This is a genomic window from Paenibacillus sp. FSL H3-0333 (assembly GCF_038002805.1).
Lineage (GTDB): Bacteria > Bacillota > Bacilli > Paenibacillales > Paenibacillaceae > Paenibacillus_AQ > Paenibacillus_AQ silagei.
In genome coordinates this window covers 2,518,206-2,534,129 of sequence record NZ_JBBODG010000001.1, presented here as the reverse complement: position 1 = coordinate 2,534,129, position 15,924 = coordinate 2,518,206, and the positions used below count along the sequence as shown (strand labels likewise).

Below are 15,924 nucleotides of genomic sequence, written 5' to 3'. Positions count from 1 at the left end.
TGTGAAGAGAGCGAGTTAACCGGTAAGTTGACAGTCCGTTCTAAATAAAAGCCTGTCATTACCATGTTATATCCGGGAAGAATTTTCACGTAGTAATGCGCTGGGATTTACTCCAAATTTCTTGCGGAACGCCTCGGCAAAATGGCTTGGATTCGAGTAGCCCACTGCGCAAGACACTTCAATGACGTTGGACTTGCCGGCTTGAAGTAGCTTTAAAGCCTGCTCCATCCTCTTCTCTCGCAGGTATCCAAAGATTGTGTTGCCATACATTTCCTTGAAGCCCACCTTGAGCTTGTAATCATTCAACCCGACCATACGCGACAGCTGCAACAATGATGGAGGATTATCCATCTGCTCCAGGATTATTCGGCGCGCTTCGCCAACGCGCAACTGGGTCTCTTGGCTAAGCCCTATCCGTTCCTCTTTTCCTTCGAGAAAAGTGCGGAGCGCCAGTTCCAGGAGTTCTAACACCGTATACTCCAGCTCAATATTATTCATCGTTCCATCTTTTAGGCTTGCTGCAATGTGGTGAAGCGAAGCACTGGCGGAGGCTGGCGGCTTCTCCTGAAGCAACCGATACGACTTTCCTCCAAGAAGGCTGTTAAAGTCAGCCTTTTGCACTCCCCCTATGGAGGTCATAAAATGATGAAACACGCCGACAGACATCCCGATGCCTAACATTCGAAAGGATTGTGCTTGGCCTAGCTCCAATCTCGCTTCCGGGGTATTAATCAGTTGCAAACTCCAATTGGCAGGCATGAACTCCTGACGAGCGCCAGGTACACTTATCTCCCTGCTACCCTCATAACAATACCCAAATTCTACCATTGGCGCGAGTGAATCTAGGCGTATATCATGGTCCTGGTACAGCTTATAGTCTGACATAACCATCTCCAACTCAGAGCGTGGGTACAACCGAAGAATCTGTCCTATTCCTGTCGTAGGATGAAGCATATAGCTTGAACTTCCGGCTTGATAACCTCCTTCAAACTTGTCAAAGAAATGATTGAAATTATATTGAATCGAATTGTTCATAATTAAGCACTCCATGTGTTCTCTATATGATAATCATTCTCATTGTAATGAATAATTATCTTTTTGTCGAACTCCTATTCAGAATCACGAAGTGATGTACGAATCAACGGCACCTGCACTTGTTCCGGATTCCGTTCCAGAAACCTCTGAAATAAAAAATACCTAAACTCAAATAGGCAGAATTCAACTGCACTAAATGAATTTAGGTATCGCCCGTTTGTGACGGTTACAATCCCAATAATTCAGGAATCGAGTTAGCTCAACTTATCAATGTTGAATGCTTATTGACGTACTACTGCGTTAAGCTGCACAAGCAGCATGGACAATGCCTCTTCCGTAAGTTCTCCACCTGTAAACGGAATTAATGCCCTCAGAGGCATAAACTTCATTGAGGCCTGTATCATCTCCCTAGAAATGGCGTCAGAGGATGCACTTTCGGCACTCTGTGGAGCCAATCCTTGAAGTTGGTCCAAGACTGCTAACGTCTTCGGATTCGAAAGCAATTCACCAAGGGCAGTATTCCGGTCATATGTCGGCACGATCTCCTCTGAAGTGGATACCACATGGAGCTTCGTCTGCAACGAGATGTCCCGCGAAGAGGAGCCTATTAGAATATCGAATTCTCCGCTCTCCACATGCCACGCTGTACGTTCAACACTGTAGTAGGCAAAACTGCGCTTGTCCAAGGTAAACGAAACGGTTGTTTCTTCTCCCGGTTCAAGAGCTACTTTGGCGAAGCCTTTAAGCTCTTTCTCAGGGCGGCTAACCTCAGACTCACAGTCATGAACGTACAACTGCACCACTTCCTTGCCAAAGATAGAACCCGTGTTTTTCACATTTACGGTGACGGTGAGCGTTTCGGTATCCTTAATTTCCGTCTGGCTCACTGTTAAGCCGGAGTATGCAAACCGGGTATAGCTTAAGCCGTAACCGAAAGGAAATAAAGGTTCAATATCCTTCATGTCATAATAGCGATAACCGACATACACCCCTTCCCGGTATTCGACACGGTCTCCATCGCCAGGGAAGAATAAATAGGACGGATTATGCTTCAATGATTGCGGGAAGGTCTCCGCCAGTTTGCCGCTCGGGTTGACATCTCCAAACAGCAGGTCAGCGATGGCTCCACCAGCTCCCTGACCACCCAAATAACCTTCCAGAACAGCCTTCACCTCACCCAACCACGGCATGAGAATAGGTGCTCCGTTGCATAGAACCACCACCACGTTAGGCTGAACTGCAGCAATGGCAGAAATAATCTCCTGCTGATTGACCGGTATATCCAAATGCGAACGGTCATATCCCTCTGATTCATAGCGGTCTGGCAAACCTACTACTAGTACGGCCACATCTGCAGCTTCTGCAGCCTTCACTGCTTCATCCAGCATAGACGGGTTCGTATCATCTGAGCCCTGATCGTAACCCTGCTTAAAAGAGATCGAAGCTTCAGACCCTGCGGATATCGAAATTTGTTCATAAATACTGTCCAACTGTGTCGGTCTGATATGAGAGCTGCCGCCACCTTGATATCTCACCTTCGTAGCCAGATCACCGATAACCGCAATCCGGCCACTTTTTCTCAACGGGAGAACTTGATCCTCATTCTTGAGCAAGACCATTGATTCTCCCGCAACCCTTCTCGCCAGCTTATGATGGGCTGTCCGATCATAACTAGTACCCTCACGCCTGGAATCGGCTGCTTTAAAGATGACATTCAAGAGCCTTTCCACAGCCAGATCAAGCTTCTCAACTGATAATTCTCCTTGATTTACAGCTTTTATAATTTGCTTAGGTCCTTCGCCGTTAGAAGAAGGCATCTCCAGCTCCATACCGGCTACAACACTTGGCACAATTTCACTAACCGCAGCCCAATCGGAGACCACGATGCCTTCATGTCCCCATTCTTCTTTCAGAATCGTGGTCAGCAAGGTTTCATTTTGGGAGGCATACGTTCCGTTGACCTTGTTATAAGAGGACATCACCGTCCAGGGCTGAGATTGCTTTACCGCCTTTTCAAAACCGGTCAGATAAATTTCTCTTAATGTACGATCGTCGACAATGGCATCTGTTGTCATCCGCCGATGCTCCTGATTATTGACGGCAAAATGCTTCAGGGATGTGCCTACTCCCTGGCCTTGCACTCCTGCAATGTGTGCTGCAGCCAGTTCTCCCGTCAGGTAAGGGTCCTCCGAGAAATATTCGAAATTACGTCCGCAGAGTGGGGAACGCTTGATATTGACGGCAGGTCCAAGGACGACCGCTATATCTTCAGCCTGTGCTTCCTTGCCGATGGCTTCACCTACACTCTGTACCAGATCACGATTCCAGGAGCTCGCCAGACCAGCAGCGGAAGGGAAGCAGGTAGACGGCACACTCTCATTAAGTCCCAGATGATCCGGTTCTCCCGCCTGCTTGCGGAGACCATGCGGACCGTCGGTTAATGTAATAGATGGAATGCCCAATCGGTCTACGGCTTTTGTTGACCAGAAGTTGGACCCGGAGCACAGCTCCGCTTTTTCGGTTAGGGTCATGTTACTTACTATCTTTCGAATATCACGTTCCACTAGTCTCTTCACTCCTCAATAGTTAGTTAGGATTTTGTCCGGAATATATGATGGATTTGCTGATAATTTTGGCATTTAATTAATTTCTGAACCAGATTAGCATCATCCACTACTCGGACGAGAAGATCATACATAGTAGTCAAATCACCTGCCTCGCCATCTTTTGCGATACACAGCAAACAGATGAATTGTACAGGTTTTGATCCCCAGTTTACTGGCTTTTGCAGTGTACAGATTGCCCAAAAAGTATGTTCAGTTTGAGGTAAAATAGGATGTGGGATAGCTACGCTATTCCCAAATGAAGTTGGTGTCACCTCTTCTCTCTGCACAACAAGATCATAAAAATCCGGTCCAACCAGCCCCTTGTGCTGTAACTGATCACAAAGGAAATGTAAAACCTCTTCGCGGGAATTGAAATCACAGGATATAAATGTTAAATCTTCCTGTAGATACTCCATATCGTTGTCAGAAACACCTGTAATAGCCTGTTCAATCCTCATTAAATCACTATTTCCAAGCAGTGAATTAACAATAATGACCGGAACAGAGATATCAAGAGCTATGGGAACCGTACTGATAATCAAATCAATGTTATCCAGATCCGTGTGAGCCAGCTTATAATATCCGACCGTGTCGACAATATCCAGCCGAACTCCAAATTGAATACGCAATTTATGAAATAATAATCTGGCACTGCCCACACCAGAACTACACACGATGATACAGCGCTTCGGTGGATAAGATTCCCTCCTGCGTTCCATAGCCGCTCCAATGTGCAATGCCAGGTAACCGATCTCATTCTCAGAAACATGACGCCCCATCTTCTGTTGAATAACCATTCCAGCGATTACTCCACCTTGAAATGCTAATGGGTAGGTCGATTGGATGGATTCCAGCATTGGATTACGCAAGCTCATTCCATAGCGAATTCTATTAAGAGCAGGCCGAAGGTGTAGACACAGACTCTTCAGCAGTTCTGGATCACCGCTTATGCCAAGCTTAAGCTTGGACTCGATAGCCTTCATAATATCCATTGCATATTGATAGGTATCTTTATCCACCCAACGAGTAATCTCCCGTTCATCCGTTCCCACTGCGGATAACAGTTTGGTACCAAGCAGATGCATTGTGATATACGTTATCTCAGTCTCTGGAAATTTTAGAGACAATAACTTTTCAATGTCAGTAACGATGGTTCTGGCAGCCTCGTATTCCTGCTTTTGTTCCATGAAATGATGCTCACCCGGTAATTCAATGATATTATGATCATTTTTAATCCGTTGACAAGCAATGGCAATATGAATAATCAGGTTGTTGAGTCCGGTGTCCGACAACTCTACACCGTAGTTCTGTACGTGCTTTGTGACCGAAGATCGAATGACGGTAAGATCATGTTCTAGAAATGAGAACAAATTAACGTACATAGAATCGGAATGACTGTTCTCGCGGTCAAATAAAAGTTCAGACATTCCAAACCGTATTTTCATTTCATCACCGCGTATTCTTAGCCCGTGATGAGGTTTTGCTTCAACCGTAATATGATAAAGTTCAAGCTTCCTTTTAACCTCCTTGAGGTCGTTCTGCAAGGTGGATTTGCTAACATACATCATATCTGCCAATTCTTCCGAGCGAATGTACCCATTAGCAGTAAACATCAGATGTATAATTTTGTTAACTCTGTTATCTGGATTTGCATAATTAACGGGCTTCTCATCCCGAAGTTGACCTGCCAACCATTCGCGAAACAGCGAATCATCTTGAATTCGGAGCTGATACCCTATCCCGTGGACTGGCTCAACCTCTGCGCCATGTTGTTTCAAAATACGGTTTAGGGAATGGATATCGCTCCGGGTAGTCCTGGAAGTAACATTATTTCTTTCCGCTAAAAACTTACCATTAAGCGGAGCATCCGCAGCTAGCAGTAGTCGGAGGATCGTCGTTTGCCGTGCATCCATAACTATCCCTCCTTGCAACATATTATCTTGCCTCACTCTTCCCTTAGCCTACCCCGGTTTTACAATTATCGGGACTGGGCGGCATTGTAAAAAAGTAGTGGATCTCTCCTAACTAGAGGCCCACTACTTGATTAAACAATTAAAGTATTTCTCCATTGGATTCAATCACTTGTTTATACCACTCGAAGCTTTTCTTTTTAAATCTCGCCATTGTACCTTGTCCTTGATTATCTTTGTCCACATAGATAAATCCATAACGTTTCTTCATTTCACCCGATGAGGCACTTACAAGATCGATAGGTCCCCATGTCGTATATCCAAGCAGTTCAACTCCATCTGCGATGGCTTCTCTCATTTCCACAATATGCTTGCGTAAATAATCAATTCTATAATCGTCGTTGATTACATTACCTTCTTCTACTTCATCTACTGCACCCAAGCCATTTTCAACAATGAACAGCGGCTTTTGGTAACGGTCATATAAGGTGTTCATTAAAATTCTCAGGCCCTTTGGATCGACCTGCCATCCCCAATCCGAAGATTCCAAATAAGGGTTTTTAACAGCTTGGAGTACGAGATTACCATCAGCTCGATCCAAATCTTCCTTAGATGTGGTAATGACCAAGCTCATATAATAACTGAAGCCGATGAAGTCAACGGTTCCTTCCGACAGTATGCCTAAATCATCCGATTCCATTCTAAGGCTCACATTATTTTCTTTATACGTACGATTCATGTAACTCGGATAATATCCTCTGGCTTGAACGTCACTGTAGAACAGTGAAGCTCTATCGAATTTCATGGATTCAAAGACATCGTCGGGATTGCAGGTGTAGGGATAAGACACCATTCCTGCCAACATGCCTCCGATTTTAGCATCAGGAATAATTTCATGACAAGCCTTAACCGCAAGCGCACTGGCAACCAGCTGATGATGCGCGGCCTGTGCCTTAATCTGTTCCTTATGCTCCCCTTCTGCATAAATGATTCCTGCACCGGCAAAAGGAGCATGTGCTATTACATTGATTTCGTTGAAGGTGATCCAATACTTCACCTTTTTTCCATACCTTCTGAATAAGACTTTGGCATACTTTTCGTAGTAGCCTATAATTGCCCTGTCTCTCCAGCCTCCATATTTGTCAACCAAGCTGAGCGGCATCTCATAATGTGAAATGGTTACAATCGGTTCAATGTTGTACTTTAAGATTTCATCAAATACATCATCATAAAACTTCAGGCCTTCCTCATTAGGCTCGCTCTCATCACCGTTCGGGAAAATTCTTGACCAGGCTACTGACATTCGGAAGCACTTAAAGCCCATCTCAGCAAACAAGGCAATATCCTCTTTATATCGGTGATAGAAATCAATAGCTTCATGATAGGGATATATGTTTCCTTCAACAACGGACAGTTTTTCCGGAATTTTGCCCATAATACCATTCTCCAGGACATCTGCTGTCGACAAGCCTTTCCCGCCTATATTATAGGCACCTTCCGTCTGATTGGCCGATATTGCTCCTCCCCAGAGAAAGTGTTCAGGAAATTTGTTTTTTTCGTTCATTGCAAACACCTCTAACTTCCATTTATTTCTTGTAATCTTCGATTAGCTTTAATGCAAAATCCAAAACCTTCTCACCGTTCATCATGCCATAATCCATAGTGGGGATTACCGCAACAGGTATTCCTACAGAATCACATAGCTTCTTAGAACTTGCTAATTTGAAGCCTATTTGCGGACCTAATAACGCTACGTCCATGTTCTCTAATTGTTTGGACATCTGGCCTTCCGACATCGCTTCAATATTAACTTCCAATCCTTTAGTCGCTGCCGCTGCTCTCATTTTGGTAACCAGCATGCTTGTTGACATCCCTGCCGAGCAAAATAACTTAATAGTTGTCATTAGAACTCTCCTTAATATTTGATAACAATATTGTCCAATAATCCCGAAGGCTGAATTTCTTCACCGTAAGAAAAGTAATCCCTAAGCTGCTTATCCAACGTATTCGTTACATCCACGCATATTGTATTCATTCCTGATTTAAGAATATTGTGGGCTTCAAAATGATAAGGTGGACAGATCCTGGTGCCAATAAATGTGCCGTTTATAGTGACATCAGCTACTTCAAACACTCTTCCCAAGTCCAGGATGGCTGCGTTAATATCTTGATCCAATTGGACTTCAGTTTCATATCTGAATGTTCCCGAGAATTTAGGCAAGTACTTGGTTAATGATAAATTCTCCAGCTGCTCCATGGTGAACGCTTCTCTAAAATCAGGATATTCCTGAGCATTTGCAATACTTACCTTATAGGGTGAGTCAACTACCTTCACTTTATGACCAATTATAACTTCTGTACCTACAATACTTGCATCAATCTCTCCCAACACATAGACAAATGATTCGTATGGAGACAATACAAGCGGGAAGCTCTTGCCGTCATACTCCACTTTGGTGATCTTATTATTAAGAACATCAAATTTGTATATGGGCTTATCCGATTCAATCTGAATTGAGGTCTGAATCATATTCAACGGATCCTCATTAAAGAACATTAAATACTCTCCGTCCTCATGGGCAAAAGAAGCAAATCTCAAATAGGGTTCGGAAGTTGCCACCTCAATATGGTGTAACTGATTGGCTTTCATGTAATGAGACAGCTCATCCAGTTTTACTACTTCCACATGAGACATTTGATTGAGTAAATCTGTATTGCTGCTATTAAATAGTTTGCTAGGCAATGCATCTATGCAGATAATTCTCAGATGAGAATTTGCGGAAGCAATAATGAATTGAGCCAATTCCTCACTGATACATTCACAATAAGGGAGGATTAAGCACTGGTACTCATAGCCATTCACATGCAGATAGTTATCTAATACGGTAAGAAAGCTATCTTTGAATGTAAAGACATCATTAGGTAAAATATGAAAGTCAATCTGCTGCTGGGTCAGTACCCTTGCCGGTTTTTGCGTCAGCATGAAGTCTCCAGTCCATTCAGCCTCCGCATGATATAGAATGGCCGCAGTCGGTTTTCCTTTCGTTCCACTGAAGAGTGTGCTCATTTTATTGACATATTTCATTAAATCACCGAAATACCTGAATTGAGGATCATTTCCATTGGCATAGAAGTGTGGAGGGCAATCCATATCAGGAAATCCTTTCAGTGAGAAGGCATGTGGAACAAAATAACTCACTCCGCGGATTAAGAAATGATCCACGATCCACTTCATCATCTTCACGCCCTCGTACCAGCCGTAAGCGCCAAATACTTCTGCCATCGTTCTGCCTTTCTTTTTGGGATCAATTGCCCCTAGAGATGAGGCCATCTTCACTAAGGCATAATGGAAGAACTCGCTGTCCCACGTACCTCTGAATGTAGGATGTTCACCAGAATCCATTCCCGGAATCAGTTGATTCAGCACAACATCGACGCCCGCCATATCCTGCCCCGCCATCGCTCTGAACAGATGCCCGGCACCCACACCAAGTCTGGCATTGGAATCACGGTCTTCAATAACATGGCCCACATATTCAACATTGCGTTCCCTGCACCAATTCCCCAAGTTATCACTAAAGCACTCTTTGTACAGTGTGGTACAGATATCCATAAAGACATGTCTGATTTCAGGACTGCATGTTTCGTCATACCATAGAGAGGATAACTGCAGCAGGTAATCCTTACCCAATCTTAATTGCAACATTTCTTTAACCTGCCTGCTCCAGGGAAGCGGCATTAATTTACCAATCCTGCTGTCATTCCGTACTCCTTTTTCATTCATAAATCCAGGCTCATCCGAGAAGAATCCCGCAATTGTTCTCCCGAATTCTTCTTTATACCGTTGGTAGTGTGGCTCATATACCGCTTCAATTAATACATCGCAGGATTCTTTGTCCACCATATTAATATAATCCGGATTATAATCCACTTTCCTGGACTCATAGAGTAGATATACTTTCCATGAACCTGCGGGAATATTAAAGTAAATTATCTCATCATCGATTTGATCCTTCAGATCAATGATTTTATCGTCTTGCTTGGCGTAAACAGCGATTAATCGGGCAGTGGGATCGAATATATTGGCTGTCATAACCCCGATGCTATCCTTGGGTCCAAAGACTTCGACAACCCGGTGTGTCAAGAGTGTTTTTAGCCTGTCGGGATACTTCTCCTTAACCAGACCATTCGCATAGCCTGTCGGGAAGTGTGAGTCATCCAGTATCCAAATCTTCATATTCAACCGTTTGGCTTCTCTAATAATAATATCCAGATCAGCCCACCATCTTTCACCCATAAAATCCGGATGAGGTCTTGATTCCAGACACACCGCACCAATATGGCTGTCATGAATTTTTTGCATGTAATCCACTAGTACTTCTTCTGACTCTCCATGCATCCAAAAAAATGGGAAAATAAAATTTTCGAATTTATTAGCATAAATATCGCCTATTTTATTCATTTCCCCACCTCCCTCCACTTATCATCACTCACATGTAGACCTTATTGAGCTGCCATCTCAGCAGCGGATTCTTCTTCAACAGCTTTTTTATCCATTATTCTAAAGAACGGATAGTATATGACCAATGACAGCAGGACTCCGAACACCTGGTACAACCCTAACCTCCAGCCTCCATTAAAGAAGCCTTGAAGCACTAATGGTGTGCCCATGGGCGCCCCGATTCCATTCGAAATTGGCAATATTCCGATCGTAACTAAAATGTATGCCAGCCCGATTAGCAATACAGGAGTAAATACAAATGGAATAAACAGTAACGGGTTCAACATTACAGGAAGCCCGAAGATTACTGGTTCATTTATATTAAAGAGAGAAGGAATGAGCGCCATTTTGCCAAATACTTTATATTGCTTTGATTTAGCTTTAAAGGTCAGCCAAATCACTAAACCAATAGTTGAACCGGCACCACCGATAGTAGCCACTGCACTTACCCAGTTAAGAGTTACAATATTGGGCAAATCCGCATTGGCCACGCCTGCAGCAACGCCAACCATATTCTCGGCATCAAGTGCTGCCCAGATAGGAATCACCACTGACATCACTGCCATGCCATGAACCCCGAAGAACCAGCACAACCCAATCAATACATACACCAGCAATGCAGCCCAGATACTGGATCCAAGACCTGTAAGAGGAATTTGAATCAGTTTATAAATGATTTGATGCATGTCCCCGAAGCTGGTTAAGGATAGCAGATAAGAAATAGCGGCAAAAAGGATGCCAATAACAATACCCGGAATAATGCTTACAAAGGATTTGGATACAAATTCCGGAACCCCTTCAGGCATTTTAATCGTTATATTCCGGTTAATAATCAATACATACAATTTGGAAACTACAATAGCAACGATCATTGCGGTGAATAAGCCCTTTGGCCCTATCCAATCCAACGGCAAATTCGTAACTGCCATGTAGCCCTCTCCTGCGACTGTCAATGGAGTAACGATAAAAAAGCACATGAGGCTGATTGCACCTGCTGAGAATCCATCTTTATCTTCATTTGAGACATAGGAATAAGCAATGGAAAATGCTGCGTATACCCCCAGCATATTTGTTGTAACGTTGAGCAGAGTGTTAAATACTCCTTTTAAATTAGAAGACACTAAAAAGTTCTGATAAGCATCGAATGGCAAACTGCTCAATATAGTTGAAAAAGCACCCATCATCATGATTACCATCAAACCCATAAGACCTTTAGAAACCGATTGCAAAGCTTTGTTCGAAGATAATTTCGCTGCAAGCGGAACGACCATTTTCTGTAATATCCCTAAAAATCCGTTCATACCTGACCCCCCATTAAAATGTTTAGGGAGCCTTTAGCTATCGCATAAGGCTAACCCCGAATGATCCTGACTATCTATTTCTTGTTAACCTCATACAATTCAATAAATTCTGCAGCCAGATCTTTGACAGTCATAGCATTCATCAGATGGTCCTGGGCATGTATCATTAGAATCGTGATCTCCTGCTTACTTCCTCCTGCTTCCTCCTGAATTAGACCCGTTTGAATTTTATGAGCCATTCGCAAAACATCCGAAGCTTCCTGCAGCATTTTTTTAGCCGCAATAAAATCATTAGTTTTCGCCACTTGAATCGCTTCCATCGCTTTACTTCTAGCTTCTCCAGAATTGGCAATCAGCGTCATAATCTTCTCCACGTATTCCATTCCATCACCTCTGCGTTTTTTCTCTCTTATCTGTCTTGCTGTCCTTGTTACAAGGTAAGTATAATTTGATATCGCTTTCAATTGAACCCATTCTTTTTCACCTACCTGGGGGAAAAAGAATGGCATTGCTTTGATTCCCCGTTTGCAACTATGCGTACCACAACAAAGCCAGAGAAGGTATCATCTCCATTCCAATACTCATGGATATAATAGACTTTACCTGCTCTTACAGCAGGGTGCTCCTCCCAGCCAGGCAGGCCTTGAAGCTCCATCAATCTCCACTGCTTCATACAGCGATGGATCAATCCCGGCCAAGGCTGCCAGAAAAATGATTGTCCACCCGTCGCGACAACCCCGGATATGAAATGCGGCAGGTAACTTACAGTCTGCACGAACCTTAAAAAATACATGCTTGACCTAGCTAAGCAACACACTCTATCAAATCCGCCATCAATGAAAACGTTATTCTTTATAGAGAATACAACGTGGATTTAGCCAGTATAAATAACTTATGGTTGAACACAAAGCACTTTATAAATGAAGGAGATTTGGAAGGAGCGATTTTCAGAGGAGGCATCTATATTCAAATATGGGTTTCGCTTGGGAGTAACAGGATAAATCACCTTAAGTGCTTTTATCCACGGTTTAACCACACTCCGTATCAATTCTCTACTATAAGCATTTAAATCCGTACTATATCCTGTTGAGCCTCCTACCAAAAAATTCTATCGTTTGATTAGGGGTGAAGGGAAATGAACAGCATTGAATCTATTGGGGAAAATATCAGGATTTTAAGGTTGAAAAATGATTTCAGTCAGGAGCAGCTTGCACTAAGTGCAGGGGTAAACACATCTTACATCGGGCAGATCGAACGCGGAGAAAAGAACCCTATGATCAAAATACTAGAGCAAATATCGATTGCTCTGGAGATCACCTTAGTTGATCTATTAACTTTGTATGATCCGAAGGGAGGTGTGGGAAGCGGTTGCCATCCGTCAGCTTTAACTATAACCCCTGAAACCATTAAGCAGTGTCTACTGGAAGTACTGATGGACAACACAAATATGATTATTGAAAATAAGAAAAATACACAATCCCCAAACAAAAAAGAGCACCCCAAAGGCACTCTCCCACTCCCAGATTCCTTCTCCCCCGGCACATACTCCACCAACTCCGACAGCTTACACTGAAACGTATCACATAACCTGACCAGCGTCTCCAGCTTAACGGTCTCCAAGTCGGTCTCCCGATACAGTTTGTTAATCGAATTCCGGCTCAGGCCTGATTTCTCCATTAGCTCGGTGATGTCGTCGATCCGGTGTTTGGCCATAAGGATTCTTAAGTTGCTTCTCAACATGAGGCGTAGCTCCCCTCTAGTTATTATGTATGTATAGTTATGCTCCACATCCTCTTTGAAGCGATGTACCGGGAACTGCTGGATACAGATCCTACATATAAAATGCTGCTGCAAGAAAGTGATCAGTACTTCCACCAGCTTAGAAATGCCTTGCCAGAGGAGCTGCAGGATGCCGCTTTCCAGTATGAAGACACGCAGTTCTCCCTTCAAGCCATAACCGAACGCGCCATTTACCTGCAAGGCTTCAAGGATGCGCTTTATCTCTCCAATGAGCTGCGAAGTTCCTCTACTGCATAATTCTATCTTAGCTGCACATTCCCCTGTTTCAATCCTTAACTCTGTTTCTAGCGTGTACGCTGTTTCTGTCCTGTAAGCCGCTTCTAACCTGTATGTATAGAAAAGACGCATTCAGCAGAATGCGTCTTTCTCTACTACTATATATGCCGAGGACGGGGGTCGAACCCGTACGGTATTTCTACCGCAGGATTTTAAGTCCTGTGCGTCTGCCTGTTCCGCCACCCCGGCATGTTGTGTGTGCGTTCTTACGCGACAAGAAATATAATATCACGTATCTGGAGGATACGCAATTGCTTTTTCCAATATTTCTGCATAAGCAGCAAATAGCCCGTTCAGTCGAGACTGACACGGGCTTTACTGCTTGGCGCTGCTGTTCCTTTGCAGAACTGCGGTGCCCTGCTCCGACTAGTGGCGGTCACGCTCACCGGTTCTGCTGCGCATGCCGGCCAGACCTAGGAGGCCGACGAGACCGAGCCAGCCCCAGTTGGAGCCGTTTCGGGTGTTGCTTGTGGTGGTTGTGCTCTGTGCCCGGTAGCGGCCCGTTGTGTTATTGTTGGACAGCGGGGAGACGGAGCTGTTGTCGCCGGTACGGATTTTGTCCTTCATGATGGATTCGGTCTTGTGCATCGAATCTCTGGTCTCATTCATCATGGTATTGCCCCGGCTGTCCATCATACGGTCATCCAGATTGCCCATATTTCCCATGTTGCCCATTCGGCCGTCAGTCGTTGTGCTGTGCATGCCCGGAGCGGTTGTGCTCATAACGCCCGGAGTCGTAGTTGTCATACCGCCCGGCGCTGCTGCGGAGATGTCACCTGCTCCGAGCAGACTCATGGACAGGACCGTACCGCAGGCAAGACTTGTGATCAGCTTGTTCAAAATGTTGTGCCCCCTTCATGGATGTGGTTACTCGCTGATAATTTCCCCATCCGGGACAGCATCTATGCAGAGAAGTTATTCCTTCACAATGTTCACGGTCTTGCTGGACGCATTATACGTGACCTTGGCTCCAAGTGCTTCCGCAATCGCACGTACAGGCGCATAGGTTACCGCATCGTCCATGACGCCGGTCGTCAGCTTCTTTCCATTGAGCGTAATATTTACCGGGATATCCTTGTTCACCTCTGGCTCACCTCCGGTTATACGGCTTAGTGCGGCTGCACTCTGCTGGGCAGTAGGCCGTCTGCCCGCTTTCAGGTCCTGGATGCTAAGGCCGAAGCTCATCTGCAGATGAGCGTAATCCTTGAAGGAGGTCCAGTCCCCGCCCCATTCGAACCCCAGCTTCTTCCCCTCCTGCACCACCTCTTGCCAGTCTGCCAACTTGTCGCCATCCCCGTCACGTTTCATATCCCAGGACACATTCCTGCCATCCGGCAGGAGCAGCGCAAAGTCTATTGCCAGTCCGTAATTATGGTAGCTGTCGCCTCCCCGGGCATTGGTTACAATGTCGCCCTTCTTGGTTCTCCCTTGAGCATATAGCTCATTCTGCTGCGCTATCGTGCGCATGCCCTGCGTAATGAGGATCTGCACCCCCCGGTTATAGCTCCGTCTAATCAGCTCGTTCGCCCCGGCCAGTACGGCCGGATGCAGCTTCGCCAGCATTGCGGCCGACTTCTGCTTGACCTGCTCCAAAGTAAGCATCTACTCACCCCCTGGTATAGTAAATGCCCGCTTAGGCCGGATTGCTTGCACCAATGACCGTTTTTTTCACAAAATAAGCTGTGCAGCGTCCTATCTCCCCGGATGAACTGTGCATCTACAGGCCAGAATAAGAAGATAGACCGCAAGTCAGGTCATTCTAACGGAAAGGGGGATGAACATGGAGATACACAGCGACAGCTACAGAATAGCCCCGCTTAGCGACCAGGAGGATGTGGTCGAAGTAATCCGCCAGGCGGAATCGGAGATTGCCAGGATGACCGGGAACCCGGAAGTCACGCTGATTGCCTATGAGAAGACGGATGGACACCGCAGCAAGTAAAATCTGTCAGACAATATAAGCCTCCACAATGTCATCTACAAGCAGCCACTTCCATTCCTCCGCCCACTGCAGCTTGAATTCACGCGAGTGGGTGTGAATGGAGGTCACGAACCCGCTCAGCTTCCTCTGCTCCTGAGGATCATACAGCACCAGCGTTACCCGCACATGACTCCGCAGCGATAAGGCCAGCGTATGCTCAATCTCTTCCAGCTTCTGCTCATCCAGAACCGGCCTCAGGCTATGCCAGGTCTCCCGTTCGTCCCTCCTGATCCCGCCCTTATGCTCCGTCAACATGATTCGGTTGCTCTCCCGCAGACCGCCCGCTTCAAGCTTCTTGCCCATTGCTATTCCCCCACTCGTTGTTAATTACCCGGACTACATCATCTTTCCGCCCATAAACCGAACGTACGTTTGTATTATATCCGCGATTCAGCTTGTTAGGCAAGCAGAAATTAATGTCAGAGCAAGGACGCAGAAGGAGGGCTTTAGCTGATTATAATAAAGGGTTGAAATAGCACCACACCTGCATGAAAACAGCCATCCCGTGGTTCTA

General features: G+C 45.1%; 14 protein-coding genes, 1 tRNA gene and 1 pseudogene. 3 read left to right on the top strand and 13 right to left on the bottom strand.

The genetic code is table 11. The features are described from left to right. Positions 1–66: 66 nt before the first annotated feature. The 8 genes from MHH78_RS11320 to MHH78_RS11285 form a co-directional block, all read right to left on the bottom strand. Complete coding sequence (locus MHH78_RS11320) at positions 67–1,035, bottom strand: helix-turn-helix transcriptional regulator (protein ID WP_341167449.1); 969 nt, start codon at positions 1,033–1,035, stop codon at positions 67–69. Positions 1,036–1,316: 281 nt separating this feature from the next. Further along, positions 1,317–3,599 (bottom strand): glycoside hydrolase family 3 C-terminal domain-containing protein, encoded by a 2,283-nt coding sequence (locus MHH78_RS11315; RefSeq protein ID WP_341167448.1) that lies wholly within the window; start codon positions 3,597–3,599, stop codon positions 1,317–1,319. A 26-nt stretch (positions 3,600–3,625) separates the two neighbouring features. After that, positions 3,626–5,554, bottom strand: a complete 1,929-nt coding sequence (locus tag MHH78_RS11310) for a BglG family transcription antiterminator (RefSeq protein ID WP_340827500.1) — start codon at positions 5,552–5,554, stop codon at positions 3,626–3,628. A gap of 139 nt (positions 5,555–5,693) precedes the next feature. Then, positions 5,694–7,115, bottom strand: a complete 1,422-nt coding sequence (locus MHH78_RS11305) for a 6-phospho-beta-glucosidase (protein WP_036724174.1) — start codon at positions 7,113–7,115, stop codon at positions 5,694–5,696. A gap of 22 nt (positions 7,116–7,137) precedes the next feature. Beyond that, complete coding sequence (locus tag MHH78_RS11300) at positions 7,138–7,455, bottom strand: PTS sugar transporter subunit IIB (RefSeq protein ID WP_076076075.1); 318 nt, start codon at positions 7,453–7,455, stop codon at positions 7,138–7,140. 11 nt (positions 7,456–7,466) lie between these two features. Continuing rightward, positions 7,467–10,013: a hypothetical protein gene (locus MHH78_RS11295; RefSeq protein ID WP_341167447.1), complete on the bottom strand. Its 2,547-nt coding sequence runs from the start codon at positions 10,011–10,013 to the stop codon at positions 7,467–7,469. 41 nt (positions 10,014–10,054) lie between these two features. Beyond that, a complete protein-coding gene (locus MHH78_RS11290; RefSeq protein ID WP_076076069.1) occupies positions 10,055–11,353 on the bottom strand; it encodes a PTS sugar transporter subunit IIC in 1,299 nt (432 codons plus the stop codon). Positions 11,354–11,427: 74 nt separating this feature from the next. Next, positions 11,428–11,736: a PTS lactose/cellobiose transporter subunit IIA gene (locus MHH78_RS11285; RefSeq protein WP_036724220.1), complete on the bottom strand. Its 309-nt coding sequence runs from the start codon at positions 11,734–11,736 to the stop codon at positions 11,428–11,430. A 752-nt stretch (positions 11,737–12,488) separates the two neighbouring features. Here MHH78_RS11285 and MHH78_RS11280 point away from each other — a divergent pair. Then, positions 12,489–12,926 carry a helix-turn-helix domain-containing protein gene (locus MHH78_RS11280; protein ID WP_341167446.1) on the top strand — a complete coding sequence of 146 codons (438 nt, stop codon included), beginning with the start codon at positions 12,489–12,491 and terminating at the stop codon, positions 12,924–12,926. Here MHH78_RS11280 and MHH78_RS11275 read toward each other — a convergent pair. Continuing rightward, positions 12,878–13,093, bottom strand: a pseudogene (locus MHH78_RS11275) (helix-turn-helix domain-containing protein); the annotation flags it as partial. The gene MHH78_RS11280 and the pseudogene MHH78_RS11275 overlap by 49 nt on opposite strands. Before the next feature lie 39 nt (positions 13,094–13,132). Here MHH78_RS11275 and MHH78_RS11270 point away from each other — a divergent pair. Further along, positions 13,133–13,390 carry a hypothetical protein gene (locus MHH78_RS11270; protein ID WP_341167445.1) on the top strand — a complete coding sequence of 86 codons (258 nt, stop codon included), beginning with the start codon at positions 13,133–13,135 and terminating at the stop codon, positions 13,388–13,390. A gap of 144 nt (positions 13,391–13,534) precedes the next feature. Here the strand turns inward: MHH78_RS11270 and MHH78_RS11265 are convergent. From MHH78_RS11265 to MHH78_RS11255, 3 genes are all read right to left on the bottom strand, one after another. After that, positions 13,535–13,618, bottom strand: a tRNA-Leu gene (locus MHH78_RS11265). Between the two features lie 177 nt (positions 13,619–13,795). Next, on the bottom strand, positions 13,796–14,269 hold the full coding sequence (locus MHH78_RS11260; RefSeq protein ID WP_339250144.1) for a WGxxGxxG family protein: 474 nt from the start codon (positions 14,267–14,269) through the stop codon (positions 13,796–13,798). Between the two features lie 75 nt (positions 14,270–14,344). Continuing rightward, positions 14,345–15,031, bottom strand: a complete 687-nt coding sequence (locus MHH78_RS11255) for a M15 family metallopeptidase (RefSeq protein ID WP_341167444.1) — start codon at positions 15,029–15,031, stop codon at positions 14,345–14,347. 178 nt (positions 15,032–15,209) lie between these two features. Here MHH78_RS11255 and MHH78_RS11250 point away from each other — a divergent pair, with 178 nt between their 5' ends. Continuing rightward, entirely contained in the window at positions 15,210–15,371 is a 162-nt protein-coding gene (locus MHH78_RS11250; RefSeq protein WP_200869526.1) for a hypothetical protein, read from the top strand. A 6-nt stretch (positions 15,372–15,377) separates the two neighbouring features. Here the strand turns inward: MHH78_RS11250 and MHH78_RS11245 are convergent, their stop codons facing one another. Beyond that, a complete protein-coding gene (locus tag MHH78_RS11245) occupies positions 15,378–15,713 on the bottom strand; it encodes a YolD-like family protein (protein WP_341167443.1) in 336 nt (111 codons plus the stop codon). Positions 15,714–15,924: the final 211 nt, after the last annotated feature.

Bases quoted from the DNA above. Each gene is read 5' to 3' on its own strand.
- MHH78_RS11320 (WP_341167449.1), bottom strand. From the start codon at position 1,035: ATGAACAATTCGATTCAATATAATTTCAATCATTTCTTTGACAAGTTT.
- MHH78_RS11310 (WP_340827500.1), bottom strand. From the start codon at position 5,554: ATGGATGCACGGCAAACGACGATCCTCCGACTACTGCTAGCTGCGGAT.
- MHH78_RS11305 (WP_036724174.1), bottom strand. From the start codon at position 7,115: ATGAACGAAAAAAACAAATTTCCTGAACACTTTCTCTGGGGAGGAGCA.
- MHH78_RS11300 (WP_076076075.1), bottom strand. From the start codon at position 7,455: ATGACAACTATTAAGTTATTTTGCTCGGCAGGGATGTCAACAAGCATG.
- MHH78_RS11295 (WP_341167447.1), bottom strand. From the start codon at position 10,013: ATGAATAAAATAGGCGATATTTATGCTAATAAATTCGAAAATTTTATT.
- MHH78_RS11290 (WP_076076069.1), bottom strand. From the start codon at position 11,353: ATGAACGGATTTTTAGGGATATTACAGAAAATGGTCGTTCCGCTTGCA.
- MHH78_RS11285 (WP_036724220.1), bottom strand. From the start codon at position 11,736: ATGGAATACGTGGAGAAGATTATGACGCTGATTGCCAATTCTGGAGAA.
- MHH78_RS11280 (WP_341167446.1), top strand. From the start codon at position 12,489: ATGAACAGCATTGAATCTATTGGGGAAAATATCAGGATTTTAAGGTTG.
- MHH78_RS11270 (WP_341167445.1), top strand. From the start codon at position 13,133: ATGCTCCACATCCTCTTTGAAGCGATGTACCGGGAACTGCTGGATACA.
- MHH78_RS11255 (WP_341167444.1), bottom strand. From the start codon at position 15,031: ATGCTTACTTTGGAGCAGGTCAAGCAGAAGTCGGCCGCAATGCTGGCG.
- MHH78_RS11250 (WP_200869526.1), top strand. From the start codon at position 15,210: ATGGAGATACACAGCGACAGCTACAGAATAGCCCCGCTTAGCGACCAG.
- MHH78_RS11245 (WP_341167443.1), bottom strand. From the start codon at position 15,713: ATGGGCAAGAAGCTTGAAGCGGGCGGTCTGCGGGAGAGCAACCGAATC.